We start from the raw sequence: 22,835 nt of genomic DNA, 5'->3' as shown, positions 1-22,835 counted from the left end.
AATATTGTTCTAATGACTTGAATCCTAATGAATTCATCACGTTTGGTTCCAAATCTAAGAACGAAGTGAAATAACTGATTTTTATCATAACATCACCTAATTCGTAATGTTTTTTGGAAGGAGAATAAGATCATAAAAACACCTCAACCTTTTAAGACGAGCGATAAAGCTCATGCAGATCTCTTTAACGATTTAGTGAAAATTTTAATTGAAAATGATCAGGAACTACTAGAACAATTCAACCTTCATACGAGAGATCCAATTCCTCACGTATCTGGTTCAGAAAAGAAAAAATGGAACGAATCTCAGCTATATAAACTGACAAATGATAACGGGTCCCAATTGATCAATATTCCTGCTGGTGGCAGTATCTATGAGGGAATTAAAGCGCTAGGGGCTTGCTCATTTTATGCGCCAGGTGGTTCTGGAGTAGTCGATTCCCCAGCTATAGGCAATGCTGCACTAAGAGGCTTTCAGTTTGTAGGTCAAAATAATATTGGCGTAGGAATTGCAATTGATACATCAGGCAACTCATTTTGTTTTTCCTATCTTGTGAATGACATCGGAATCAACTGGATGCAAATGCCGACTCAAAATGAAAAAAACAAATGGAATGCAGGACAATTGTCTAAAATTACTGCTGACGATGGAAAAGCTTTTGAAAGAATTAATGCAGATGATCCTAGTATTTTAGATAAGCTGATAAAATTGCCGGGAGTTCATTCATGGTACATTCATGAAGCACATCCAGATCTTCCGACAAGAAGTTCAATGAGGGCTTTGTCTGTTTTTAGTGAAAATACCTATGGATGGGTCATCGGTGCAAACAATACAGGAGATGTCTATATTAACCGTTCAACAACTGATGTAACGGGTACACAACAAGAGTGGAGCGGTTGGAAACGTCTTAATGACCATAACCTATTAAATTCAAAGGGATTAAGACTTTCCATGTCAATAGGAACTGATATTTTAACGCTGCCATCCGGCTTTTACTTTGCAGTAGGATCTAATGTTGTAAATATGCCTGTCGATAATGATTCTTCTTGGTTTAATATTGATATCTTAGAAACGGTAAATGGTAGAAAGACTATTCATGTCATTAGAAGTTATGACAACACTCATTGGTTTGGTACTGTTCATACAGACGGTGTATTTAAAGGTTGGAAAAAATTAGTGACTGATGCTGATTTTGAAAGTGTCAAGTGGCTAGATGTCACACTAGTCAATGGTTCCTCTATTGGAGACAGAGCGGTCCAATATGTTAAATGGGGAAACTTATTATTGTTGAGGGGTCACCTAATAGCAAATAGAGAAGTGATCTGTGGAAGTATTCCAAATACAGGATTACCCGATAAAGGCATAGTAGTATCAGTTCCCATATCAGGTACAACGGGTCATAGTAAATTATATATCTATAATACAGGAGAGCTAAAACTAACTGGTTTACATGCAGTGAATAACAGTGCAGTAACTGGCTACTATTTAGACATGGTTGTTCCATTAAATTAAGGAAGTGATACAAATGATACAAGCCTATGAATACAATCAGCAAAATGAATTGATCAGACCTATCGAAGTGTTCGAAAGGGATGATGAAGGAAATTATATTATTCCAGAGCAATGCACAACAATTGCACCACCCAATAATCCTTCTTTTTATAAGGCTGCATTTGATGTGAAAAAACAACAATGGTATGAATCAGCGACCCAAGAGTATATAGACAGCTTAAAACTGGCCCCTCTCCCGCCAAGTGATATAGAACTTTTAAAGAAACAAAATGCTTTGTTATCAAAACAATTAACGCAGCTATTAGCTATGCAAAAAGTAGGTGCTTCAGATTGATGTTTCCAACTGTAGCGGATATCAAACAATTCTGGGACTGGCAGTGTTACGGCCCAGAGGACATTGCATTTTATGTAAGCATTGGCTGGATCTCGGCAGAAGACTATCAAAATATAACTGGAGAAATATACGAAGCCTAATGGCTTTATTTTTTTGCCGGAAAGAAGGTGATTCAAATGGAAGTAGATGTCGTTCAAAACTTAATGACACAAGGCCCATTCGCCGTTCTCTTTTGCTGGATTCTGTTTTATGTTCTCAACACAACAAAAGAACGAGAAAACAAACTCAATGAGCAAATCGAGGCACAAAATGATGTGTTAGCAAAGTTTAGTGAGAAGTATGACGTCGTGATCGACAAGCTCGATAAAATTGAACGGAATTTAAAATAGGAGGAAAACATCATGAAAACATTCGACAAAGGCACTGTGATTCGCACAGTGCTTCTTTTTATTGCGCTTATCAACCAAACGCTTGTCATGTTTGGACAAACAGTGCTGCCGATTAGCGAGGAGCAAGTGCAAACCGCAGGAGAGGCACTATATGTTGCAGGTTCCACAATTTTCACTATGGTCACTGCCGTGATCGCTTGGTTTAAAAATAATTATGTGACCTATAAAGGTCAATTGCAAAAAGATGCCCTGAAACAAAGAGGGTTAACAAAATAATTTTTGAAGGAGAAACAATATGGTGAAGATCATTCAAGCACTCATCCCAAAACAAAATCGCAACAGACCAGGAAACAGGATGAAGCCGCTCTATATTACGGTGCATAATACATCGAACACTGGACGGGGGGCTGATGCGGCAAATCATGCAGCATTTGTTGCTCGGGCAAGTACCGGGGTTAGCTGGCACTACACGGTCGATGATCAGGTCATTTATCAGCATTTACCTTTAAACGAAAATGGCTGGCACGCAGGAGATGGCAGGGGAACCGGCAATATGAAATCAATTGGAATTGAAATTTGTGAAAATGCAGGCGCTAACTTTGAACAGGCTGTTAAAAACGCCCAATGGCTTATTCGGAAACTGATGGGGGATTTAGGAATTCCTTTATCTAACGTGGTGCCACATAAGCATTGGAGCGGGAAGGAGTGTCCGCGTAAGCTGTTAAATCGGTGGGATGGCTTCAAAGCTGGTATTGCATCAGCATCTACAAGTCAAATGACAACAGCTAAACCTGTGAAAGAAACATCTATCAAAACCATATCAACGAGATCAACATCTAAAACCAACAAGGTCAAAAAAACATACAGTTTGCCTGCAGGTATTTTAAAAGTGACGAAGCCTCTTACAAAAGGGTCAGCTGTAAAAGCTGTACAACAAGCCTTAGCATCGATTTATTTTTATCCTGATAAGGGAGCGATCAACAATGGAATCGATGGGTACTACGGACCCAAAACTGCGAATGCAGTGTCTCGATTTCAAATGATGCATGGGTTAACCCCGGATGGCATATATGGTCCAAAGACCAAAGAAACATTAAGTAAGGTCATAGAAAGTTAACACATATGGAATGAATCAACCCTTATCCATTATAAAAAAGTAAAATAAAACCATTTTTAGCGTTATTTGTTGTATAATGGTAAAAATGAATGGAGGGGTTGTATGAAGCGGATATGTGTAATGATGTCTCTTTGTTTCATTGTCATGTTCCATTTTAATATGGAAAAGGTTGCAGCTAAGACCATTTATCGAGAAGTAGAAGTTGATTTCATCATGACGGAACAGGAAAAAGATCTGTGGGTACCAGGAGGTCAAAATAATCCTGAACAATATCCATCTACTTATGGCTACCAATTTTCTATACTAAATGCAGAGGGGTGTACTCTAGAGGTGACACTCTACAGAACATCTTTATCAGGAACGGATTTTCCGTCATCAGTCAAAGAGTATACAGGTAACCAATATGATCTAAGTGCAACAGACCGAATTTTATCAAGTGGGCGCTACATTTATAGACCCCATGGTATTAAACTGACCAAAAAAGAAGGCTGTGGGGATGTTGAGATAAAAGGAGTCTTTGGTTATCAAATTCAAGAACCAGACAAATAAGCTTTTATGAGTAAAATCAAATGAAAAAGCCTATCCGTCATTGGATAGGCTTTTGATAATGGAGCATAGCGGGATCGAACCGCTGACCTCTACGCTGCCAGCGTAGCGCTCTCCCAGCTGAGCTAATGCCCCGAAGTATTACGACATAACTTATTATAATCAATCCTCCTGTAAAATTCAAGCTGTAAAACACAAACACCCCGGCTATTTTTCTTTCTGATCAATCGGAATATAGTCAAAGATGTCTCCCGAATGAACCGAGTGGGCTAATCGTCTAAGCCAGTCATAATAGGCTTTTGAGCTTTCAAGCTGTTCAATGAGCTGTTTTGCTTCCTCTCTTTCATGTTCCTCCGCCTGATCATCACGAGCTACATCTTGAAGGCGTTCTTGCGCTTCTTCAATCGCTGCTAGATTAACCTCGACCTCTCGTTCCCATTTTTGCGGGAAGAAGTTCATGAAAAACTTAAAAAAGTCTTTCTCAGCAACAAAGCTGTGTTTTCTTCGGCCGCGGTGGAAGGTCTTTTTGACAATATTCATGTCTTGCAGTTTTTTCACACCCGTACTCATACTAGGCTTACTCATTTGCAGCTCTTCACGCATTTCATCCAGCGTCATTTCCTCATTTAAATACATCGTCCCATATAGAATACCCGCACTTCTAGTAATGCCATAGAGATCCATTGTTTCAGCGATGGAATCAATGACGAGATCTTTAGCAGCTAAAATGCGTTCTTCTGCTTGTGGCTGTTCCTGCTTTTTCATCTTGTCCCTGCTTTCTATTAAGTGAATTCAATACGTTCAAAAAAATCTTTATGGACTATATGTTAACGAAAGAATGCAAAATGTCAAAATAAAAGAAGCATATCCCCCTTTGACAGAAAAATTTGAACATGTTAAGTTAATTATGTTCAAAACGTTAAATTTTTATTTAACAAACTTACCAAAGAGAATCAGAGGAGGTTCCTTCTATGAGTCAAACACTATTTATCGATGGACAATGGGTTGGCGCTAAGAGTGGCGACACAAGAGATATCATCAATCCATTTAATCAAGAAGTGATCGCGACAGTCAGTGAAGGATCAAGAAATGACGCGCAGTTAGCCATTAAGGCAGCGAGAAAAACCTTCGATCAAGGTGATTGGGTAAACATGCCTGGACTTGAAAGAGGAAATATTGTGTTTAAAATTGCTGAATTGATTAGGCGAGACCTAGATGAATTAGCCAAATTAGAATCACTTGATACCGGCAAAACATTAGAAGAAAGCAAAGCGGATATGGACGATATTGCGAACGTGTTCCAATATTATGCGGGGCTTGCTGATAAGGATGGCGGGGAAATCATTGCATCGCCTATTCCAAACTCAAAAAGTGAATTAGTCCGAGAACCTGTCGGTGTATGCGGTCAAATCACTCCTTGGAACTATCCATTGCTTCAAGCGAGCTGGAAAATCGCTCCTGCACTTGCAGCTGGAAATACAATCGTACTAAAGCCAAGTGAAATTACACCATTAACCACGATCAAAGTTTTCAAACTTATGGAAGAAGCGGGTGTTCCAGCAGGCGTTGCCAACTTAGTACTTGGACCTGGAGCAACTGTTGGAGATGAGCTGGCTGTCAATGACCAAGTCGATTTAATTTCATTCACAGGCGGTATTGAAACAGGTAAGAAAATCATGCAGGGAGCCAGCGGGAATGTGAAGAAAATCGCCCTTGAGCTCGGCGGGAAAAACCCGAATATCGTCTTTCAAGATGCTGATTTAGACGTAGCGGTTGACCAGGCAATGAATGCTGTGTTTTTCCATGCAGGGCAAGTGTGTTCAGCAGGTTCACGCTTGTTAGTGGAAGAATCTATTCATGATGAATTTTTAGAAGAACTGGTGAAGCGTACGAAAAAAATCAAGCTAGGCAACGGCTTTGATGAAGGAACCCAGAGTGGACCGCTCATCTCAGCTGAGCATCGAGAAAAAGTAGAAAAATACGTCAGCATCGGTTTAGACGAAGGCGCAACATTAGAAACAGGTGGGAAACGACCTGAAGCAGAGGAGCTTCAAAAAGGGTTCTTCTACTTGCCGACGATTTTCTCAGGCTGTACATCAGACATGCGAATTGTACAGGAAGAAGTGTTTGGACCAGTCCTCACTGTCGAATCCTTCCGATCAGAGGAAGAAGTCATCGAGCTGGCAAATGACACGATTTATGGTTTAGCAGGAGCGGTGTGGTCTTCTGATATCGGCAAAGCCGAACGAGTGGCTCGTCAATTAAGATTAGGCACGGTATGGATCAACGACTTCCATCCTTATTTTGCCCAAGCACCGTGGGGCGGGTATAAACAATCAGGTCTTGGACGTGAATTAGGACGTACGGGCCTTGAAGAATATACGGAACTAAAACATTTATATCGAAATACAAAACCAGAAGCGGTTCATTGGTTTAAATAAATATCACTTATCTGGAGGAGATTCTATATGACTTTAAATATGAAAATTGAAAGCATGCAAAAATTCCATACGTTTGAAATTCCGACTGTTATCAAGCATGGCATTGGGGCAGTGAAACATGTTGGGGAAGAAGTGAAAGCATACGGCGTTTCAAAGGTATTGCTTGTCACAGATCCTGGTATTTATCAAGCGGGTGTTGTGGATCCAGTGATTGCTTCATTAAAAGAAGCGCAAGTTGATGTGGTTCTATTTAATAAAGTAGAACCAAACCCGCCAGTCCGTTTAGTGAATGAAGGATCTGCGTTATATGAAAAAGAAGGCTGTAATGGTTTAGTCGCAGTAGGCGGCGGAAGCTCAATGGATACAGCGAAGGCTATTGGTGTGGAAGCGACTCATGAAGGATCAGTTCTTGATTACGAAGCGGCTGAGGGGAAAAAACCGCTTGAAAATAGAATCCCTCCGTTAACCACAATTCCGACAACGGCTGGTACAGGTTCAGAGGTCACGCAGTGGGCAGTGATTACTGACGAAGAAAGGGAATTCAAATTCAACACAGGTGGCCCACTCATTGCAGCTCACCTAACAGTGATTGACCCTGAGCTTCATGTATCTATGCCGCCGCATGTGACGGCTATGACGGGTATCGATGCGCTTGCGCACGCGATCGAATGCTATACGATGAAGTTTGCTCAGCCAATTACAGATGCGGTAGCGCTCATGGCCATTGAATATGCTGCTCATTATATTCGCCGTGCCTTTGCTGATGGAGAGGATTTAGAAGCAAGATATGGAATGGCACAAGCTGCGATGCTTGCAGGACTTTCCTATGGAAGTGAATCAGCTGGTGCAGCCCATGCTATGAGTCAAACGCTTGGGGGTATTATTCCTGTCGCACATGGCCAATGTGTAGCGGCAATGATGGGACCTGTCATGGAATATAACTGGAAAGGGTACCCAGAGAAGTTCGCTCGAATTGCGCAAGCATTCGGAATTGATACAAGCAGAATGACAACAGAGGAAGCTGCAAAAGCAGCAGTGAATTGGATGTATGATTTAGTGGAAGACCTAGAAGTTCCTTCATTAGAAGAACAAGGTGTACCAAAAGATATGATCGACCGTTTATCTAAAGAAGCAATGAAAGATCCGCAAACAGTTGGAAACCCAAGAGACCTCAACGAAAAAGCATACAACTGGATTTACGCTCGCTGCTTTGATTTAACACCTAAAACAGTGTAACAATGAAAAAAGGCTCCCAAAAGGGAGTCTTTTTTACATCTTATAGCTGTTCTTTAATTTCTTTAATTTGATGAATATGGCGCTTTTCATGTGCGCCGATAAAATCAAGGTATTGCTTTAATGAAAGTTCTTCAAACACAGGATGTGCAATCACGCGTTTGAAATCTTCCTCTGTAAACGTTGATAAAATTTGATTTAATTTCTCACGAGCTGTATCAAGCTCATCTTTTAAATGTGTAGGTGTCACATGCTTGCGCTCTGGCTCAACAATACTAGGCGCAGTGGCTTTTCTTGAACGATCCTCTGCCATTTCCACCGGCTTTGGCTCATATTCTTTAATCGGTGCTTTTTTCCCCTCGGCAGCTAGATGTTTTGCTGCAACTAGGTCCATCTTCTTTAAATGATCTGCCACCTCTTGAATACTCCAAGTATCATCAGATAATTTTTGATTCAATTGTTCTTCGTTCAAACCTTGCAGCTCTTGCCACAATTCTTGTCTTGCATCATGTAATAAACTCATTTTCATCACCTCAAGATCAAATTTTAACATACTGGTACATGACAATCATTCTTGAGCTATCGTTGAATTCCTTTGAAGAATTGTGAGGAAATTTGAAACCTTTACAAAAGTGGTTCGTATTACCTGTTAGAAGGAATACACTTGGATGTGAGCATGGTCTAAATGAATGAAAGGCTGCTCATTTCATAAAGAAAGGGTGAGGAAGATGGATGTGTTTGGGCTGCCTCTTCAGACGCTGTACTTATACATATTGATGGTATCAGGAATCCTGACGCTTGTTTTCGTCTTTTTTGGCGATGTATTTGATGGATTGTTTGAAGCGATTCCTGTCCCGTTCCTTCAACCAACATTGATCCTCGCATTTCTTACCTTTTTCTCGGCTGGAGGATTTATCTCTGAAAAAACAGCAATTGTAGGAAGTGGACTTGGCGCAGTATTATCTACCATTCTCGCAGTGGTTCTCGTTACTTGTTTAAATGTATTTGTCTTAGTCCCGCTTTCCTCTGCTGAAGAATCTCTTTCATATACGGAGGCCGACCTAAAAGGAAGAACTGGGGAGATCATTGTATCTGTACCAAAAGATGGGTTTGGAGAAGTGCTGTTAATTAGTAACAGCGGGAAAATCTCAAAGCCTGCCGTCAGTTTCGACGAAGAGGAGATTCCATATGGAACCCGGGTGCTGGTCGTCGAAGTGAACAAAGGCGTGTTATCTGTTATACCAAATGAAGAAATCTAGGAGGGAATGCTATGCCAGGAACAACCATATTAATTATTATTGGAATTGTGCTTGTGATTCTCATTGCACTTATTGGTGTATTTGTTTCGAAATACCGGACAGCTGGTCCAGATGAAGCATTAATCGTCACAGGAAGTTACCTCGGAAGTAAAAATGTCCACGTGGATGAAGGTGGAAACAAGATTAAGATTGTAAGAGGTGGAGGTACCTTTGTACTCCCTGTTTTTCAACAAGCAGAGCCGCTCAGCTTACTATCTAGCAAGCTAGATGTTTCAACGCCTGAAGTCTATACTGAACAAGGTGTACCAGTCATGGCCGATGGAACGGCGATCATTAAAATTGGCGGATCAATTGAAGAAATCGCCACTGCGGCAGAGCAGTTTTTAGGGAAAACAAAAGAAGATCGTGAAAATGAAGCAAGAGAAGTACTAGAAGGACACCTTCGCTCCATTTTAGGGTCAATGACAGTTGAAGAGATTTATAAAAACAGAGAGAAATTTTCTCAAGAAGTACAGCGTGTCGCTTCTCAAGATCTAGCGAAAATGGGTCTTGTCATTGTATCGTTTACAATCAAAGATGTCCGTGATAAAAATGGCTATTTAGAATCACTAGGTAAACCTAGAATTGCTCAAGTGAAACGCGATGCAGATATTGCAACAGCAGAAGCAGATAAAGAAACACGTATCAAACGTGCAGAAGCAGATAAAGATGCGAAGAAATCTGAGCTTGAGCGTGCCACTGAAATCGCTGAAGCAGAAAAAATCAATGAGCTGAAAAGAGCAGAATTCAGACGTGAACAAGATACAGCAAAAGCAAGCGCCGACCAAGCGTACGATCTTGAAACAGCTCGTAATCGTCAGCACGTAACTGAACAAGAAATGCAAGTCAAAATCATTGAACGTCAGAAGCAAATTGAATTAGAAGAAAAAGAGATACAGCGTCGTGAGCGTCAATACGATTCTGAAGTGAAAAAGAAAGCAGATGCGGACCGTTATGCTGTTGAGCAGTCGGCTGCGGCGGAAAAAGCGAAGCGTCTTGCTGAAGCAGATGCGAAGAAATACAGCATTGAAGCAATGGCAAAAGCAGAAGCAGAGAAAGTTCGGATTGACGGGCTTGCCAAAGCGGAAGCCGATCGTGCAAAAGGGGAAAGCGAAGCAGAAGTCATTAGATTGAAAGGACTTGCGGAAGCAGAAGCGAAAGAGAAAATTGCAGAAGCATTCGAGCAGTATGGTCAAGCGGCGATTCTCGATATGATTGTGAAAATGCTACCTGAATATGCGAAACAAGTATCTGCTCCACTTTCTAACATTGATAAAATTACAGTTGTTGATACAGGCGGTAACGGGGAAGGCAGCGGTGCCAATAAAGTGACCGGCTATGCGACAAACCTTATGTCCAGTCTTCAAGAAAGTCTGAAAGCTTCTTCTGGAATTGATGTTAAAGAAATTATTGAGAATTTCTCTGGCAAAGGCAATGTGAAACAAAGCATCCAAGAACTGACGAATGAAATCAAACAGCCAAGAAAAAAAGAAATCGCTGATCGTCAAATAGAAGAATAAAAATCAAAAGACACCTTCTGATAGAGGGTGTCTATTTTACTTGGGGCACATGCCGGTCTCTTTTGATAGATGAAGAAAGATTCACAAGAATGCCTGCGGATATCATCATGAACACCAATGAAGATCCGCCGTAGCTAATAAAGGGAAGAGGAATGCCTGTAATGGGGAGAAGCCCAAAGACAGCTCCTAGATTAAAGACTGCTTGAATCATGATTTGAAAAGTAAGCCCGATCGTTAATAGCTTTCCAAATGGATCTTGTAAACCTTGAACGATTCGAACGGCGCGATACATGATGAGTAGGTAGGCACCCAACACAAACGACAGCCCCATGATTCCCAGCTCTTCACTGATGATGGCCATAATAAAATCTGTATGGGCTTCAGGAAGAAATCCTAGTTTTTGAATGCTTCCGCCTAAACCATTCCCGGTAAACCCTCCTGAATTCATGGCGAGATAAGAATGGATCAGCTGATAACCATCTCCATCCTCATACATGAAAGGATCACGAAAAGAAGTGATTCGTTTCAAGCGATAAGGAGCGGTCACAGCAAAAAAAGTGATCCCTGCCGCAGCCGTCGAACCTAGTAGAATGAGGTGGCGTGTTTTAAGTCCAGCACATAATAAGACGATACCACAGCTCAATAAAATAGAAACTGCTGTACCTAAATCTGGCTGTTTTAAAATCAATAAAAAAGCTAGACTTAAAAGAAGAAGTGGAGGCAGTACTCCTTTTTTAAAGGATGTAATGTACGCTTGTTTCCTTGCATATACATAGGCAAAATAGATGATCATCACTAATTTCACAGCCTCAGACGGCTGGATGATCAGAGAGCCCAATTGAATCCATCGCTGTGAATTGTTTTTGACAACACCAATTCCAGGAAGCAGGACAAGGATAAGACATAACAATGACAGCATCACAAGCCACCGAATATATTTACGGTAAGCTTGATATGGAACCAGGGCCGCAGCGATAAAAAAGAAGAACCCAATCAAAAGCCATTGCCACTGTTTCATGAAGAAGTAGCTGCCCTGTCCATATTTTATTTCGCCTAAAGGATAACTCGCACTGTACACCATCAGTAATCCAAAGAAACAAAGACAAACAATCGTCCCAGCAAGAATGTGGTCGATTTTTTTTAGGTGAGAAAGAATCAATGACATCACCTTCAATCCCAGTTACGTCCAAACATGTAGGATGAGGACCTCAGATTGACACTAAACACAAGGCCAATGGCGATCATATTGGTTAAAAGCGCACTGCCCCCATAGCTGATAAAAGGAAGGGCAAGACCAGTCACGGGCATTAGCCCTACTGTCATCCCTACGTTTTGGAAGACTTGAAAGACGATCAGTCCAACCACCCCAGCACATATATACAGCCCATAAAGGGTATTCGCATGCATAGCCACATGAATCATTCGATAGATCATCATAAGATATAAACAGATCAATAGGGAGGCGCCGATAAAACCAAACTCCTCACCAATAACTGCAAATATAAAATCTGTGTGGGCTTCAGGGATATTTCCCCCTTGTACTTGATTTCCTTTTGTATAACCGCTTCCTGATAATTGTCCTGACCCAATGCCAAGCATTGCTTGTTTCAGTTGATACCCATATGTCGAATCAAATTCATCTGGGGAGAGCCACCCATAAATGCGATCAAGCTGATGAGGTTTAATCACTTTTGTAAAGTGCTCAAAATGTTCATTGTGCAAGTAGGTCAAAAATGCAAGAAGCCCAAGAAAAGAAGCGATTAATGCAGCGATCATCTTACTTGAAATGCCTGACACAAGCATCAGTGTAAAAGCTATAGACAAGATCACAAGTGCCGTTCCCAAATCTGGCTGAATTAAAATCAGGAAAAAAGGAACAGCGGTCCAGCATATGATTTTCATTGTGGGAATCATGCTTTCTTTAAACGCAAAGCGCTGATGTTTGTATCGATTTAAAATAGCCGCTAACAGAAGAATGACAAAAATTTTCATAAATTCTGATGGTTGCACTTTCATGGGCCCAAAGCTGATCCATCTTTGGGAGCCATTTTGATTCGTGCCAAAAAAATGAACGAGAATGATGAGGAAAAGACCACCTGCAAATAATCGAAAAGATAAACGCTCAAGCAGTTCATAATCAAAGTAAGCAACTGCCGCCATAAGGCCAAAACCGACGATATACCAGAAAACTTGTCTTTTGACGAAATAAAACATATCTTGCGTTTCATACTGTCCCGATCCGCTATACACAGCCAGCAGGCTGATCACAAAGAAGCAAATGACAGTGAATAATAATGCGAAGTCAATGCTGTTCTGTTTTTTCATGTCTCCGTCACCTGCTATGACCTATTTGTCAGCTGGTTTAATACGACCTGCACCGCTGCAGCGTCATCAATATAGCCGATCGGAAAAATATAATCTGGTATTAAATCAACGGGCATAATGAAGTAAAGTAATGCGCCTCCCATCAACATCAATTCTCGAGAAGTACCCCGTGCGCTCATGAACGAGCTGTACATGCTTTTCAATTGATCAAGAAATGGCCCAACACCGCTTATCGTGTCTATCTTTTTTTCAAACTTTGCTGAGATCGTTTCTTTTCCCTCGTCTGATTGACTATAGGTCTCATATTCATTTAACTTCTGTTTCAATTCATTCTCGCTGAACGTTCCGTCATAGACATCATGATCTTTCAGCGTTCGCTCAATCTCTTCTACCGCTTGAATGAACGTATCACCGTGAACTCTTTCGTTTTTAATTGAAAATCCAGCCGTGATCAATAGATGATCTAAAGAAATGTGTAGAGCATCTGAAAGCCGCTGTAAATGGTTCAAAGTCGGTTTTCTTTTTCCGTTCATGATTCTAGACAGTGTGGCTTTATCAATTTCTGTTTGTGTACTCAGTTCTCTTAATGAAAGAGAACGTATTTGCAGTTGTTCTTTTAAAAACTGCCGAAGCTCAGTTGTTTTAAATTCCATCTCTTTCCTCACCCTTTTCATAAAGTTCAACTCTTTAATAGAAGAAGTCGTACCCAATATATAGGGGTGTTGACAAAATGTCAACGAATATCCATTAGGGATTGAATTTTATAAAATAGCAACTTATCATATGAAACATAGAGTAGGAAATTGCTAAAAGGGGTGTTCAGATGAAGGTTAGACATGCAGTACATAATGATATTCCTAAAATTGCCGAAATTCATGTGAAGAGCTGGCAAACGACTTATCACGGCATTATTTCACAAGAGTATTTAGATGCTTTGAATGTAGAGGAGCGGGAAGAGAGCTGGAGAAGCAGGTCGCTTGAAGGCACGTTTGTCGCAGAGGATGCTGACGGAGTATTTGGTTTTGCTTCCTTCGGAAAACAGCGTGATGAGAGATATTCAATATATGATGGTGAGCTTTATGCCATCTATTTGTTGCAGAGAAAACAGAAATCAGGAGCGGGTATGGCTTTGATTGCAAAAGGTGTGGATTATTTAATAGAGAAAGGCTATCAGAATATGCTGCTCTGGGTATTTGAGCAAAATTCAGCAAAGCAATTTTATCAAAAGCTTCAACCCAGTTTTGCCGTCACCAGCCAGTTCGAGATGGCTGGTGAGAAACATGAGGAAATAGGGTATGGATGGGAACTGTCTGTACTAAGTGATCATGTTCAACAAATTATATCGTCAGCTTCCAATAATAATGAGAGAAAAAAGTAAAAAGGGTGGCGAGTAAAATATAAGATATAAAAGGAGAAGCCTCTACTTTCCCTTTCACACCTGCTATTTTTAATGCCTCATAGAAACTTGCCAAAAAGTAGGCGAGACTGAGGATGTAACAGCACAGCATAATGGAGTAAGGATTCATTGTCGTACCTCCAGCATGAAATCTTCTACTATTAATAGATTCAATAGAGCAGCAAATTATGCATAAAAAAATAACCCGCTGAAGCAGCTGGGTTATTTTTGTTGAGGGAAAACCAAACGAGACGCACTAGGGATGAGTAAACAAAGAACAATACTACAAATGATAAATGAAGGAACCATATATGTGCTGTTATAAACTAATGAATACACCCATCCTGGTGTTCCTTTTGGTGCATATTGAGAAAAGAAAACTACGCCTGAAATAAAGAACGTCAGCAGCCTGAAAAAACTGGCGACAAATACAGCTAGGATAATATAGAAGAATTGTTTCTTTCGCTTTTTATCCTGAATGGCTTTTTTAATTGATCCTGAGAATAGCCCGCTTAAACAAATCACAACAGATGCGACAAAGTAATCGAGAAATCCTTGTACAGGTGTAGCAATAATAGGATTGTTCATCAGCTGCAGTCCTGCGATTAACACACCGATGATAAATCCAGCAGACACGCCCCATCTAATGGACATGAGGATGACAGGAATCATGATCAGTGCAATTGACCCGCCGTTTGGCATTCTTAAAAAGAGACCTGATAAATAATCTAAAACAAGTGCAAGAGAAGTCATGATGGCGATCTCCATCAGTCGTACTAATTGATTTGATTGCTGCATAAAAAAATCCCCTTTTCACGAATTGTGCAAGGAGAGACCATGTCAGGATGAGTATGTGATTCATAGAAAAACATATCGGCTTGCATACATGCATGTATGCAAGTGATTCCACATTCCTACTTCAGTATTAACTGACAGGTTCAAAGGGTCAGAACAACGAATTGTTCACTCTCAGCACGAGGCTCCCCCTGCGGTTATTAAATTTCAATCTATTATAAATATACTAAAGACCTACAGGATCAACAATAGTGAATTATGGAGTTAAGCCCTTTTTGTACGAATATATAGGAAGAGATCAGGAAAAATAAATTATTTAGAAAAAATACTTGTTTCTTCTTTTAAAAGGTGTTATATTTGTATTCGCCGCTGAAACAGCGCGGTTGAGAAATAACATTCAAGAAAAAAGTTGTTGACTTCATCTTGATAGAATGTTATATTAATAAAGTCGCCTCTGAGCGAAAATGAAGATGATCTTTGAAAACTAAACAAGACAAAACGTACCTGTTAATTCGAGTTTTTATAAAAAAATCCTATGATACTTCATAGGTAGTCAGTCAGACTGACGAGGCAGGAAATGATCACATGCTAAGTTCGCTACATCGTGTAGCAACGCATGTGTGATATGCATCCTGCATACCTCGGAGAGTTTGATCCTGGCTCAGGACGAACGCTGGCGGCGTGCCTAATACATGCAAGTCGAGCGGACAGAAGGGAGCTTGCTCCCGGATGTTAGCGGCGGACGGGTGAGTAACACGTGGGTAACCTGCCTGTAAGACTGGGATAACTCCGGGAAACCGGAGCTAATACCGGATAGTTCCTTGAACCGCATGGTTCAAGGATGAAAGACGGTTTCGGCTGTCACTTACAGATGGACCCGCGGCGCATTAGCTAGTTGGTGAGGTAACGGCTCACCAAGGCGACGATGCGTAGCCGACCTGAGAGGGTGATCGGCCACACTGGGACTGAGACACGGCCCAGACTCCTACGGGAGGCAGCAGTAGGGAATCTTCCGCAATGGACGAAAGTCTGACGGAGCAACGCCGCGTGAGTGATGAAGGTTTTCGGATCGTAAAGCTCTGTTGTTAGGGAAGAACAAGTGCAAGAGTAACTGCTTGCACCTTGACGGTACCTAACCAGAAAGCCACGGCTAACTACGTGCCAGCAGCCGCGGTAATACGTAGGTGGCAAGCGTTGTCCGGAATTATTGGGCGTAAAGGGCTCGCAGGCGGTTTCTTAAGTCTGATGTGAAAGCCCCCGGCTCAACCGGGGAGGGTCATTGGAAACTGGGAAACTTGAGTGCAGAAGAGGAGAGTGGAATTCCACGTGTAGCGGTGAAATGCGTAGAGATGTGGAGGAACACCAGTGGCGAAGGCGACTCTCTGGTCTGTAACTGACGCTGAGGAGCGAAAGCGTGGGGAGCGAACAGGATTAGATACCCTGGTAGTCCACGCCGTAAACGATGAGTGCTAAGTGTTAGGGGGTTTCCGCCCCTTAGTGCTGCAGCTAACGCATTAAGCACTCCGCCTGGGGAGTACGGTCGCAAGACTGAAACTCAAAGGAATTGACGGGGGCCCGCACAAGCGGTGGAGCATGTGGTTTAATTCGAAGCAACGCGAAGAACCTTACCAGGTCTTGACATCCTCTGACAACCCTAGAGATAGGGCTTTCCCTTCGGGGACAGAGTGACAGGTGGTGCATGGTTGTCGTCAGCTCGTGTCGTGAGATGTTGGGTTAAGTCCCGCAACGAGCGCAACCCTTGATCTTAGTTGCCAGCATTTAGTTGGGCACTCTAAGGTGACTGCCGGTGACAAACCGGAGGAAGGTGGGGATGACGTCAAATCATCATGCCCCTTATGACCTGGGCTACACACGTGCTACAATGGACAGAACAAAGGGCTGCGAGACCGCAAGGTTTAGCCAATCCCACAAATCTGTTCTCAGTTCGGATCGCAGTCTGCAACTCGACTGCGTGAAGCTGGAATCGCTAGTAATCGCGGATCAGCATGCCGCGGTGAATACGTTCCCGGGCCTTGTACACACCGCCCGTCACACCACGAGAGTTTGCAACACCCGAAGTCGGTGAGGTAACCTTTATGGAGCCAGCCGCCGAAGGTGGGGCAGATGATTGGGGTGAAGTCGTAACAAGGTAGCCGTATCGGAAGGTGCGGCTGGATCACCTCCTTTCTAAGGATATATGGAGCAGCGTACGTTTTTCGTCTTGTTTAGTTTTGAAGGATCATTCCTTCAAACATGTCTCTAGCGAGACAGGATTGTTCTTTGAAAACTAGATAACAATAAGTAATACATTCACATTGAATGCAATGCAAAGTTCATCACACATAGTGATTCTTTCTAAAGTAAGAAATGGTTAAGTTAGAAAGGGCGCACGGTGGATGCCTTGGCACTAGGAGCCGATGAAGGACGGGACGAACACCGATATGCTTCGGGGAGCTGTAAGCAAGCTTTGATCCGGAGATTTCCGAATGGGGAAACCCACTGCTCGTAATGGAGTAGTATCCATACTTGAATACATAGAGTATGAGAAGGCATACCCGGGGAACTGAAACATCTAAGTACCCGGAGGAAGAGAAAGCAAATGCGATTCCCTGAGTAGCGGCGAGCGAAACGGGAACAGCCCAAACCAAGAGGCTTGCCTCTTGGGGTTGTAGGACACTCTATACGGAGTTACAAAGGAACGATATAAGCGAAGAGGTCTGGAAAGGCCCGCCAAAGAAGGTAACAGCCCTGTAACTGAAATGTTGTTCTCTCCAGAGTGGATCCTGAGTACGGCGGAACACGTGAAATTCCGTCGGAATCCGGGAGGACCATCTCCCAAGGCTAAATACTCCCTAGTGACCGATAGTGAACCAGTACCGTGAGGGAAAGGTGAAAAGCACCCCGGAAGGGGAGTGAAATAGATCCTGAAACCGTGTGCCTACAAGTAGTCAGAGCCCGTTAACGGGTGATGGCGTGCCTTTTGTAGAATGAACCGGCGAGTTACGATCCCGTGCAAGGTTAAGCAGAAGATGCGGAGCCGCAGCGAAAGCGAGTCTGAATAGGGCGCATGAGTACGTGGTCGTAGACCCGAAACCAGGTGATCTACCCATGTCCAGGGTGAAGTTCAGGTAACACTGAATGGAGGCCCGAACCCACGCACGTTGAAAAGTGCGGGGATGAGGTGTGGGTAGGGGTGAAATGCCAATCGAACCTGGAGATAGCTGGTTCTCTCCGAAATAGCTTTAGGGCTAGCCTCAAGGTAAGAGTCTCGGAGGTAGAGCACTGATTGGACTAGGGGCCCCTACCGGGTTACCGAATTCAGTCAAACTCCGAATGCCGATGACTTATCCTTGGGAGTCAGACTGCGAGTGATAAGATCCGTAGTCGAAAGGGAAACAGCCCAGACCGCCAGCTAAGGTCCCAAAGTATACGTTAAGTGGAAAAGGATGTGGAGTTGCTTAGACAACCAGGATGTTGGCTTAGAAGCAGCCACCATTTAAAGAGTGCGTAATAGCTCACTGGTCGAGTGACTCTGCGCCGAAAATGTACCGGGGCTAAACGTATCACCGAAGCTGCGGACTGTTCTTACGAACAGTGGTAGGAGAGCGTTCTAAGTGCAGTGAAGTCAGACCGGAAGGACTGGTGGAGCGCTTAGAAGTGAGAATGCCGGTATGAGTAGCGAAAGACGGGTGAGAATCCCGTCCACCGAATGCCTAAGGTTTCCTGAGGAAGGCTCGTCCGCTCAGGGTTAGTCGGGACCTAAGCCGAGGCCGAAAGGCGTAGGCGATGGACAACAGGTTGATATTCCTGTACCACCTCCTCACCATTTGAGCAATGGGGGGACGCAGGAGGATAGGGTAAGCGCGGTATTGGATATCCGCGTCCAAGCAGTTAGGCTGGGAAATAGGCAAATCCGTTTCCCGTGAAGGCTGAGCTGTGATGGCGAGCGAAATTTAGTAGCGAAGTTCCTGATTCCACACTGCCAAGAAAAGCCTCTAGCGAGGTGAGAGGTGCCCGTACCGCAAACCGACACAGGTAGGCGAGGAGAGAATCCTAAGGTGATCGAGAGAACTCTCGTTAAGGAACTCGGCAAAATGACCCCGTAACTTCGGGAGAAGGGGTGCTTCTTAGGGTGTTAAAGCCCCGAGAAGCCGCAGTGAATAGGCCCAGGCGACTGTTTAGCAAAAACACAGGTCTCTGCGAAGCCGTAAGGCGAAGTATAGGGGCTGACGCCTGCCCGGTGCTGGAAGGTTAAGAGGAGCGCTTAGCGTAAGCGAAGGTGCGAATTGAAGCCCCAGTAAACGGCGGCCGTAACTATAACGGTCCTAAGGTAGCGAAATTCCTTGTCGGGTAAGTTCCGACCCGCACGAAAGGCGCAACGATCTGGGCACTGTCTCAACGAGAGACTCGGTGAAATTATAGTACCTGTGAAGATGCAGGTTACCCGCGACAGGACGGAAAGACCCCGTGGAGCTTTACTGCAGCCTGATATTGAATGTTGGTACAGCTTGTACAGGATAGGTAGGAGCCTTGGAAACCGGAGCGCTAGCTTCGGTGGAGGCATCGGTGGGATACTACCCTGGCTGTATTGACCTTCTAACCCGCTGCCCTTATCGGGCAGGGAGACAGTGTCAGGTGGGCAGTTTGACTGGGGCGGTCGCCTCCTAAAATGTAACGGAGGCGCCCAAAGGTTCCCTCAGAATGGTTGGAAATCATTCGCAGAGTGTAAAGGCACAAGGGAGCTTGACTGCGAGACCTACAAGTCGAGCAGGGACGAAAGTCGGGCTTAGTGATCCGGTGGTTCCGCATGGAAGGGCCATCGCTCAACGGATAAAAGCTACCCCGGGGATAACAGGCTTATCTCCCCCAAGAGTCCACATCGACGGGGAGGTTTGGCACCTCGATGTCGGCTCATCGCATCCTGGGGCTGTAGTCGGTCCCAAGGGTTGGGCTGTTCGCCCATTAAAGCGGTACGCGAGCTGGGTTCAGAACGTCGTGAGACAGTTCGGTCCCTATCCGTCGCGGGCGCAGGAAATTTGAGAGGAGCTGTCCTTAGTACGAGAGGACCGGGATGGACGCACCGCTGGTGTACCAGTTGTTCTGCCAAGGGCATCGCTGGGTAGCTATGTGCGGACGGGATAAGTGCTGAAAGCATCTAAGCATGAAGCCCCCCTCAAGATGAGATTTCCCATTCCGCAAGGAAGTAAGATCCCTGAAAGATGATCAGGTTGATAGGTCTGAGGTGGAAGCGTGGTGACACGTGGAGCTGACAGATACTAATAGATCGAGGACTTAACCTATATTCTAATGTGAAAAATGAACATTGTTATCTAGTTTTGAGAGAACATTCTCTCCATCAGGTTTGGTGGCGATAGCGAAGAGGTCACACCCGTTCCCATACCGAACACGGAAGTTAAGCTCTTCAGCGCCGATGGTAGTTGGGGGTTTCCCCCTGTGAGAGTAGGACGCCGCCAAGCTTTTCAAAGGATCAGTTCCAGTCGGAACTGGTCTTTTTTGTGTTTTTTGAAAGAAGATGAACCTAATTATGTTGTATGAATCAGATTGATTTAATTGACGACAAGTGTGCAGATGCTCTCAAACAACGAGAAAGTCTGTGAAGCATGTTCACTTTTAAATGTAGAGAAAAATAATAGAGAGAAAGAATAGCAGGTGTATAGTCAAAACATTCATTGCGTTTAACAGTTAAAATGAAGAAATATCTATATCATTAAAGTATAAAAATTGAAAGGCTGCTGATATTTTTAAAGGATTTACTCGTTTTTAAAGAGAATATAGAGAAGAGAAATACAGCTGTTAATCGCTGAATTGAAGCTATTTTGACTGGTAACATAAACATCATCTGTTAAAAGAAATACGTTATGAAAAATGAAATAAAATTTTTTTAATATAGCCTTTACAAATGAGTAAAACCTGTATATAATAATCTTTGTCGGATCGAGAGATTCCTACATAGTGGAGGATTAGCTCAGCTGGGAGAGCATCTGCCTTACAAGCAGAGGGTCGGCGGTTCGAGCCCGTCATCCTCCACCATATTTATTCTTACATAATGTTAGGATAGATAAAGCCGGTGTAGCTCAACTGGTAGAGCAACTGACTTGTAATCAGTAGGTTGGGGGTTCAAGGCCTCTTGCCGGCACCACTTTCATATGGTAAGATAGACAAGTCGCTTTAAAAGCGAGCCATTAGCTCAGTTGGTAGAGCATCTGACTTTTAATCAGAGGGTCGAAGGTTCGAGTCCTTCATGGCTCACCATTTTCATGCGGGTGTGGCGGAATTGGCAGACGCGCTAGACTTAGGATCTAGTGTCTTTATGACGTGGGGGTTCAAGTCCCTTCACCCGCATTGCCAAACAACATAAAGAAATCCTGTAATGCGGAAGTAGTTCAGTGGTAGAACACCACCTTGCCAAGGTGGGGGTCGCGGGTTCGAATCCCGTCTTCCGCTTATACCATCCACGCCGGGGTGGTGGAATTGGCAGACACACAGGACTTAAAATCCTGCGGTAGGTGACTACCGTGCCGGTTCAAGTCCGGCCCTCGGCATTATAAAATAAGCGCCCGTAGCTCAATTGGATAGAGCGTTTGACTACGGATCAAAAGGTTAGGGGTTCGACTCCTCTCGGGCGCGCCATTAAGATCGGGAAGTAGCTCAGCTTGGTAGAGCACTTGGTTTGGGACCAAGGGGTCGCAGGTTCGAATCCTGTCTTCCCGACCATCTTTATGGGGCCTTAGCTCAGCTGGGAGAGCGCCTGCCTTGCACGCAGGAGGTCAGCGGTTCGATCCCGCTAGGCTCCACTTTTTAAAAGATTATTTTATATCATGGCGGTGTAGCTCAGCTGGCTAGAGCGTACGGTTCATACCCGTGAGGTCGGGGGTTCGATCCCCTCCGCCGCTATAAAGGACCTTTAGCTCAGTTGGTTAGAGCAGACGGCTCATAACCGTCCGGTCGTAGGTTCGAGTCCTACAAGGTCCACCATCTATACGGAGGAATACCCAAGTCCGGCTGAAGGGATCGGTCTTGAAAACCGACAGGGGTGTCAAAGCCCGCGGGGGTTCGAATCCCTCTTCCTCCGCCATATTTTTAAAAAATGATATCATCGCGGGGTGGAGCAGTTCGGTAGCTCGTCGGGCTCATAACCCGAAGGTCGCAGGTTCAAATCCTGCCCCCGCAACCAAATTTTTTCTCTATTGGTCCGGTAGTTCAGTTGGTTAGAATGCCTGCCTGTCACGCAGGAGGTCGCGGGTTCGAGTCCCGTCCGGACCGCCATTTTCAAATGAATACATGGCTCGGTAGCTCAGTTGGTAGAGCAACGGACTGAAAATCCGTGTGTCGGCGGTTCGATTCCGTCCCGAGCCACTTTTACAAATAAATATCAGTATGGCGGTTGTGGCGAAGTGGTTAACGCACCAGATTGTGGCTCTGGCACTCGTGGGTTCGATTCCCATCAATCGCCCCATACATATTTTTGCGGGTGTAGTTTAGTGGTAAAACCTCAGCCTTCCAAGCTGATGTCGTGGGTTCGATTCCCATCACCCGCTCCATTTGCATATCGTTCATGGGCCTGTAGCTCAGCTGGTTAGAGCGCACGCCTGATAAGCGTGAGGTCGGTGGTTCGAGTCCACTCAGGCCCACCATGACTTTCCGCAGTAGCTCAGTGGTAGAGCTATCGGCTGTTAACCGATCGGTCGTAGGTTCGAATCCTACCTGCGGAGCCAAATGGAGAAGTACTCAAGTGGCTGAAGAGGCGCCCCTGCTAAGGGTGTAGGTCGCGCAAGCGGCGCGAGGGTTCAAATCCCTCCTTCTCCGCCATTTTTCTGGCCCGTTGGTCAAGCGGTTAAGACACCGCCCTTTCACGGCGGTAACACGGGTTCGAATCCCGTACGGGTCATTTTTTAAAGAGGTCTAATA

18 protein-coding genes, 22 tRNA genes, 3 rRNA genes and 1 riboswitch are annotated in these 22,835 nt (G+C 44.0%); of the genes, 36 read left to right on the top strand and 7 right to left on the bottom strand.

Annotated features, from left to right (window positions below):
* Nucleotides 1-195: 195 nt before the first annotated feature.
* The 7 genes from MHI41_RS14285 to MHI41_RS14255 all read left to right on the top strand — a co-directional run bounded on the left by MHI41_RS14285 (nt 196) and on the right by MHI41_RS14255 (nt 3,901).
* Nucleotides 196-1,512 carry a hypothetical protein gene (locus tag MHI41_RS14285; protein ID WP_342494265.1) on the top strand — a complete coding sequence of 439 codons (1,317 nt, stop codon included), beginning with the start codon at nt 196-198 and terminating at the stop codon, nt 1,510-1,512.
* Nucleotides 1,513-1,525: 13 nt separating this feature from the next.
* On the top strand, nt 1,526-1,846 hold the full coding sequence (locus MHI41_RS14280; RefSeq protein ID WP_057079162.1) for a hypothetical protein: 321 nt from the start codon (nt 1,526-1,528) through the stop codon (nt 1,844-1,846).
* Nucleotides 1,846-1,986, top strand: a complete 141-nt coding sequence (locus tag MHI41_RS14275; protein ID WP_017367923.1) for an XkdX family protein — start codon at nt 1,846-1,848, stop codon at nt 1,984-1,986. Before MHI41_RS14280 ends, MHI41_RS14275 begins: the two co-directional genes overlap by 1 nt.
* A 36-nt stretch (nt 1,987-2,022) precedes the next feature.
* Nucleotides 2,023-2,235, top strand: a complete 213-nt coding sequence (locus MHI41_RS14270) for a BhlA/UviB family holin-like peptide (protein WP_017367922.1) — start codon at nt 2,023-2,025, stop codon at nt 2,233-2,235.
* A 12-nt stretch (nt 2,236-2,247) separates the two neighbouring features.
* Nucleotides 2,248-2,511 carry a phage holin gene (locus tag MHI41_RS14265; protein ID WP_019743388.1) on the top strand — a complete coding sequence of 88 codons (264 nt, stop codon included), beginning with the start codon at nt 2,248-2,250 and terminating at the stop codon, nt 2,509-2,511.
* 19 nt (nt 2,512-2,530) lie between these two features.
* Nucleotides 2,531-3,352: an N-acetylmuramoyl-L-alanine amidase gene (locus MHI41_RS14260; protein WP_057079163.1), complete on the top strand. Its 822-nt coding sequence runs from the start codon at nt 2,531-2,533 to the stop codon at nt 3,350-3,352.
* A gap of 102 nt (nt 3,353-3,454) precedes the next feature.
* A complete protein-coding gene (locus MHI41_RS14255; RefSeq protein WP_017359003.1) occupies nt 3,455-3,901 on the top strand; it encodes a hypothetical protein in 447 nt (148 codons plus the stop codon).
* A 59-nt stretch (nt 3,902-3,960) separates the two neighbouring features.
* Here MHI41_RS14255 and MHI41_RS14250 read toward each other — a convergent pair.
* Nucleotides 3,961-4,033 (bottom strand) — tRNA-Ala (locus MHI41_RS14250).
* A 72-nt stretch (nt 4,034-4,105) separates the two neighbouring features.
* Nucleotides 4,106-4,663, bottom strand: a complete 558-nt coding sequence (locus MHI41_RS14245) for a GbsR/MarR family transcriptional regulator (RefSeq protein WP_035389194.1) — start codon at nt 4,661-4,663, stop codon at nt 4,106-4,108.
* 206 nt (nt 4,664-4,869) lie between these two features.
* Between MHI41_RS14245 and betB the strand changes: the two genes are divergently transcribed.
* Both betB and MHI41_RS14235 read left to right on the top strand, forming a co-directional pair.
* Nucleotides 4,870-6,339 carry a betaine-aldehyde dehydrogenase gene (gene betB / locus MHI41_RS14240; RefSeq protein ID WP_342494264.1) on the top strand — a complete coding sequence of 490 codons (1,470 nt, stop codon included), beginning with the start codon at nt 4,870-4,872 and terminating at the stop codon, nt 6,337-6,339.
* 27 nt (nt 6,340-6,366) lie between these two features.
* Entirely contained in the window at nt 6,367-7,575 is a 1,209-nt protein-coding gene (locus MHI41_RS14235) for an iron-containing alcohol dehydrogenase (RefSeq protein ID WP_008344050.1), read from the top strand.
* A 40-nt stretch (nt 7,576-7,615) separates the two neighbouring features.
* On the opposite strand, the gene MHI41_RS14230 is transcribed toward MHI41_RS14235, so the two are convergent.
* Complete coding sequence (locus MHI41_RS14230; protein ID WP_019743389.1) at nt 7,616-8,095, bottom strand: DinB family protein; 480 nt, start codon at nt 8,093-8,095, stop codon at nt 7,616-7,618.
* Between the two features lie 205 nt (nt 8,096-8,300).
* Here MHI41_RS14230 and MHI41_RS14225 point away from each other — a divergent pair, with 205 nt between their 5' ends.
* Together MHI41_RS14225 and MHI41_RS14220 are read left to right on the top strand one after the other, a co-directional pair.
* Complete coding sequence (locus tag MHI41_RS14225) at nt 8,301-8,831, top strand: hypothetical protein (protein WP_056702380.1); 531 nt, start codon at nt 8,301-8,303, stop codon at nt 8,829-8,831.
* 11 nt (nt 8,832-8,842) lie between these two features.
* Entirely contained in the window at nt 8,843-10,390 is a 1,548-nt protein-coding gene (locus tag MHI41_RS14220; RefSeq protein ID WP_142155829.1) for a flotillin family protein, read from the top strand.
* Between the two features lie 31 nt (nt 10,391-10,421).
* Here MHI41_RS14220 and ftsW read toward each other — a convergent pair whose 3' ends face one another.
* The 3 genes from ftsW to MHI41_RS14205 are packed head-to-tail and all read right to left on the bottom strand — an operon-like array spanning nt 10,422 to nt 13,368.
* Complete coding sequence (ftsW, locus tag MHI41_RS14215) at nt 10,422-11,564, bottom strand: putative lipid II flippase FtsW (RefSeq protein ID WP_342494263.1); 1,143 nt, start codon at nt 11,562-11,564, stop codon at nt 10,422-10,424.
* Nucleotides 11,561-12,715, bottom strand: a complete 1,155-nt coding sequence (rodA, locus tag MHI41_RS14210; protein ID WP_050826536.1) for a rod shape-determining protein RodA — start codon at nt 12,713-12,715, stop codon at nt 11,561-11,563. Before rodA ends, ftsW begins: the two co-directional genes overlap by 4 nt.
* A 14-nt stretch (nt 12,716-12,729) precedes the next feature.
* Nucleotides 12,730-13,368, bottom strand: a complete 639-nt coding sequence (locus MHI41_RS14205) for a DUF1232 domain-containing protein (RefSeq protein WP_169476055.1) — start codon at nt 13,366-13,368, stop codon at nt 12,730-12,732.
* Between the two features lie 170 nt (nt 13,369-13,538).
* On the opposite strand from MHI41_RS14205, the gene MHI41_RS14200 reads away from it, so the two are divergent.
* Nucleotides 13,539-14,093, top strand: coding sequence for a GNAT family N-acetyltransferase (locus MHI41_RS14200; RefSeq protein WP_060781331.1), 555 nt, complete (start codon nt 13,539-13,541; stop codon nt 14,091-14,093).
* A 240-nt stretch (nt 14,094-14,333) separates the two neighbouring features.
* Here the strand turns inward: MHI41_RS14200 and thiT are convergent, their stop codons facing one another.
* Nucleotides 14,334-14,909 carry an energy-coupled thiamine transporter ThiT gene (gene thiT / locus MHI41_RS14195; protein ID WP_060781330.1) on the bottom strand — a complete coding sequence of 192 codons (576 nt, stop codon included), beginning with the start codon at nt 14,907-14,909 and terminating at the stop codon, nt 14,334-14,336.
* A 96-nt stretch (nt 14,910-15,005) separates the two neighbouring features.
* Nucleotides 15,006-15,108: riboswitch (TPP riboswitch) on the bottom strand.
* Nucleotides 15,109-15,544: 436 nt separating this feature from the next.
* Here thiT and MHI41_RS14190 point away from each other — a divergent pair.
* From MHI41_RS14190 to MHI41_RS14075, 24 genes are all read left to right on the top strand, one after another.
* A 16S ribosomal RNA gene (locus tag MHI41_RS14190) occupies nt 15,545-17,093 on the top strand.
* A gap of 182 nt (nt 17,094-17,275) precedes the next feature.
* Nucleotides 17,276-20,206: ribosomal RNA gene (locus tag MHI41_RS14185) — 23S ribosomal RNA — on the top strand.
* A 61-nt stretch (nt 20,207-20,267) separates the two neighbouring features.
* Nucleotides 20,268-20,383 (top strand): 5S ribosomal RNA (gene rrf / locus MHI41_RS14180).
* The 16S, 23S and 5S rRNA genes sit together here with 21 tRNA genes alongside, the layout of an rRNA operon.
* Before the next feature lie 498 nt (nt 20,384-20,881).
* Nucleotides 20,882-20,957 (top strand) — tRNA-Val (locus MHI41_RS14175).
* 33 nt (nt 20,958-20,990) lie between these two features.
* Nucleotides 20,991-21,066: transfer RNA gene (locus MHI41_RS14170), tRNA-Thr, on the top strand.
* A 37-nt stretch (nt 21,067-21,103) separates the two neighbouring features.
* Nucleotides 21,104-21,179: transfer RNA gene (locus MHI41_RS14165), tRNA-Lys, on the top strand.
* A 7-nt stretch (nt 21,180-21,186) separates the two neighbouring features.
* Nucleotides 21,187-21,269 (top strand) — tRNA-Leu (locus tag MHI41_RS14160).
* 30 nt (nt 21,270-21,299) lie between these two features.
* A tRNA-Gly gene (locus MHI41_RS14155) sits at nt 21,300-21,371 on the top strand.
* Between the two features lie 12 nt (nt 21,372-21,383).
* A tRNA-Leu gene (locus tag MHI41_RS14150) sits at nt 21,384-21,469 on the top strand.
* Nucleotides 21,470-21,480: 11 nt separating this feature from the next.
* Nucleotides 21,481-21,557, top strand: a tRNA-Arg gene (locus tag MHI41_RS14145).
* A 7-nt stretch (nt 21,558-21,564) separates the two neighbouring features.
* A tRNA-Pro gene (locus tag MHI41_RS14140) sits at nt 21,565-21,641 on the top strand.
* A gap of 7 nt (nt 21,642-21,648) precedes the next feature.
* Nucleotides 21,649-21,721: transfer RNA gene (locus tag MHI41_RS14135), tRNA-Ala, on the top strand.
* Between the two features lie 26 nt (nt 21,722-21,747).
* Nucleotides 21,748-21,821: transfer RNA gene (locus tag MHI41_RS14130), tRNA-Met, on the top strand.
* Nucleotides 21,822-21,825: 4 nt separating this feature from the next.
* Nucleotides 21,826-21,902 (top strand) — tRNA-Ile (locus tag MHI41_RS14125).
* A gap of 7 nt (nt 21,903-21,909) precedes the next feature.
* Nucleotides 21,910-22,002 (top strand) — tRNA-Ser (locus tag MHI41_RS14120).
* Nucleotides 22,003-22,024: 22 nt separating this feature from the next.
* Nucleotides 22,025-22,101: transfer RNA gene (locus MHI41_RS14115), tRNA-Met, on the top strand.
* A gap of 15 nt (nt 22,102-22,116) precedes the next feature.
* Nucleotides 22,117-22,193, top strand: a tRNA-Asp gene (locus tag MHI41_RS14110).
* Nucleotides 22,194-22,210: 17 nt separating this feature from the next.
* Nucleotides 22,211-22,283, top strand: a tRNA-Phe gene (locus MHI41_RS14105).
* 24 nt (nt 22,284-22,307) lie between these two features.
* Nucleotides 22,308-22,383 (top strand) — tRNA-His (locus MHI41_RS14100).
* An 11-nt stretch (nt 22,384-22,394) separates the two neighbouring features.
* Nucleotides 22,395-22,468, top strand: a tRNA-Gly gene (locus tag MHI41_RS14095).
* A 16-nt stretch (nt 22,469-22,484) separates the two neighbouring features.
* Nucleotides 22,485-22,561, top strand: a tRNA-Ile gene (locus tag MHI41_RS14090).
* Between the two features lie 6 nt (nt 22,562-22,567).
* Nucleotides 22,568-22,642, top strand: a tRNA-Asn gene (locus tag MHI41_RS14085).
* A gap of 3 nt (nt 22,643-22,645) precedes the next feature.
* Nucleotides 22,646-22,736 (top strand) — tRNA-Ser (locus MHI41_RS14080).
* Between the two features lie 7 nt (nt 22,737-22,743).
* Nucleotides 22,744-22,815 (top strand) — tRNA-Glu (locus tag MHI41_RS14075).
* The last annotated feature ends 20 nt before the right edge of the window (nt 22,816-22,835 follow it).

The organism is Bacillus sp. FSL M7-0307, assembly GCF_038627835.1.
In the GTDB taxonomy this organism is placed as follows: Bacteria; Bacillota; Bacilli; order Bacillales; family Bacillaceae; genus Bacillus; species Bacillus altitudinis.
This window is presented reverse-complemented; position numbering and strand designations above follow the sequence as displayed.

Bases quoted from the DNA above. Each gene is read 5' to 3' on its own strand.
- MHI41_RS14280 (WP_057079162.1), top strand. From the start codon at position 1,526: ATGATACAAGCCTATGAATACAATCAGCAAAATGAATTGATCAGACCT.
- MHI41_RS14275 (WP_017367923.1), top strand. From the start codon at position 1,846: ATGTTTCCAACTGTAGCGGATATCAAACAATTCTGGGACTGGCAGTGT.
- MHI41_RS14270 (WP_017367922.1), top strand. From the start codon at position 2,023: ATGGAAGTAGATGTCGTTCAAAACTTAATGACACAAGGCCCATTCGCC.
- MHI41_RS14265 (WP_019743388.1), top strand. From the start codon at position 2,248: ATGAAAACATTCGACAAAGGCACTGTGATTCGCACAGTGCTTCTTTTT.
- MHI41_RS14260 (WP_057079163.1), top strand. From the start codon at position 2,531: ATGGTGAAGATCATTCAAGCACTCATCCCAAAACAAAATCGCAACAGA.
- MHI41_RS14255 (WP_017359003.1), top strand. From the start codon at position 3,455: ATGAAGCGGATATGTGTAATGATGTCTCTTTGTTTCATTGTCATGTTC.
- MHI41_RS14245 (WP_035389194.1), bottom strand. From the start codon at position 4,663: ATGAAAAAGCAGGAACAGCCACAAGCAGAAGAACGCATTTTAGCTGCT.
- betB (WP_342494264.1), top strand. From the start codon at position 4,870: ATGAGTCAAACACTATTTATCGATGGACAATGGGTTGGCGCTAAGAGT.
- MHI41_RS14235 (WP_008344050.1), top strand. From the start codon at position 6,367: ATGACTTTAAATATGAAAATTGAAAGCATGCAAAAATTCCATACGTTT.
- MHI41_RS14230 (WP_019743389.1), bottom strand. From the start codon at position 8,095: ATGAGTTTATTACATGATGCAAGACAAGAATTGTGGCAAGAGCTGCAA.
- MHI41_RS14225 (WP_056702380.1), top strand. From the start codon at position 8,301: ATGGATGTGTTTGGGCTGCCTCTTCAGACGCTGTACTTATACATATTG.
- MHI41_RS14220 (WP_142155829.1), top strand. From the start codon at position 8,843: ATGCCAGGAACAACCATATTAATTATTATTGGAATTGTGCTTGTGATT.
- rodA (WP_050826536.1), bottom strand. From the start codon at position 12,715: ATGAAAAAACAGAACAGCATTGACTTCGCATTATTATTCACTGTCATT.
- MHI41_RS14205 (WP_169476055.1), bottom strand. From the start codon at position 13,368: ATGGAATTTAAAACAACTGAGCTTCGGCAGTTTTTAAAAGAACAACTG.
- MHI41_RS14200 (WP_060781331.1), top strand. From the start codon at position 13,539: ATGAAGGTTAGACATGCAGTACATAATGATATTCCTAAAATTGCCGAA.
- thiT (WP_060781330.1), bottom strand. From the start codon at position 14,909: ATGCAGCAATCAAATCAATTAGTACGACTGATGGAGATCGCCATCATG.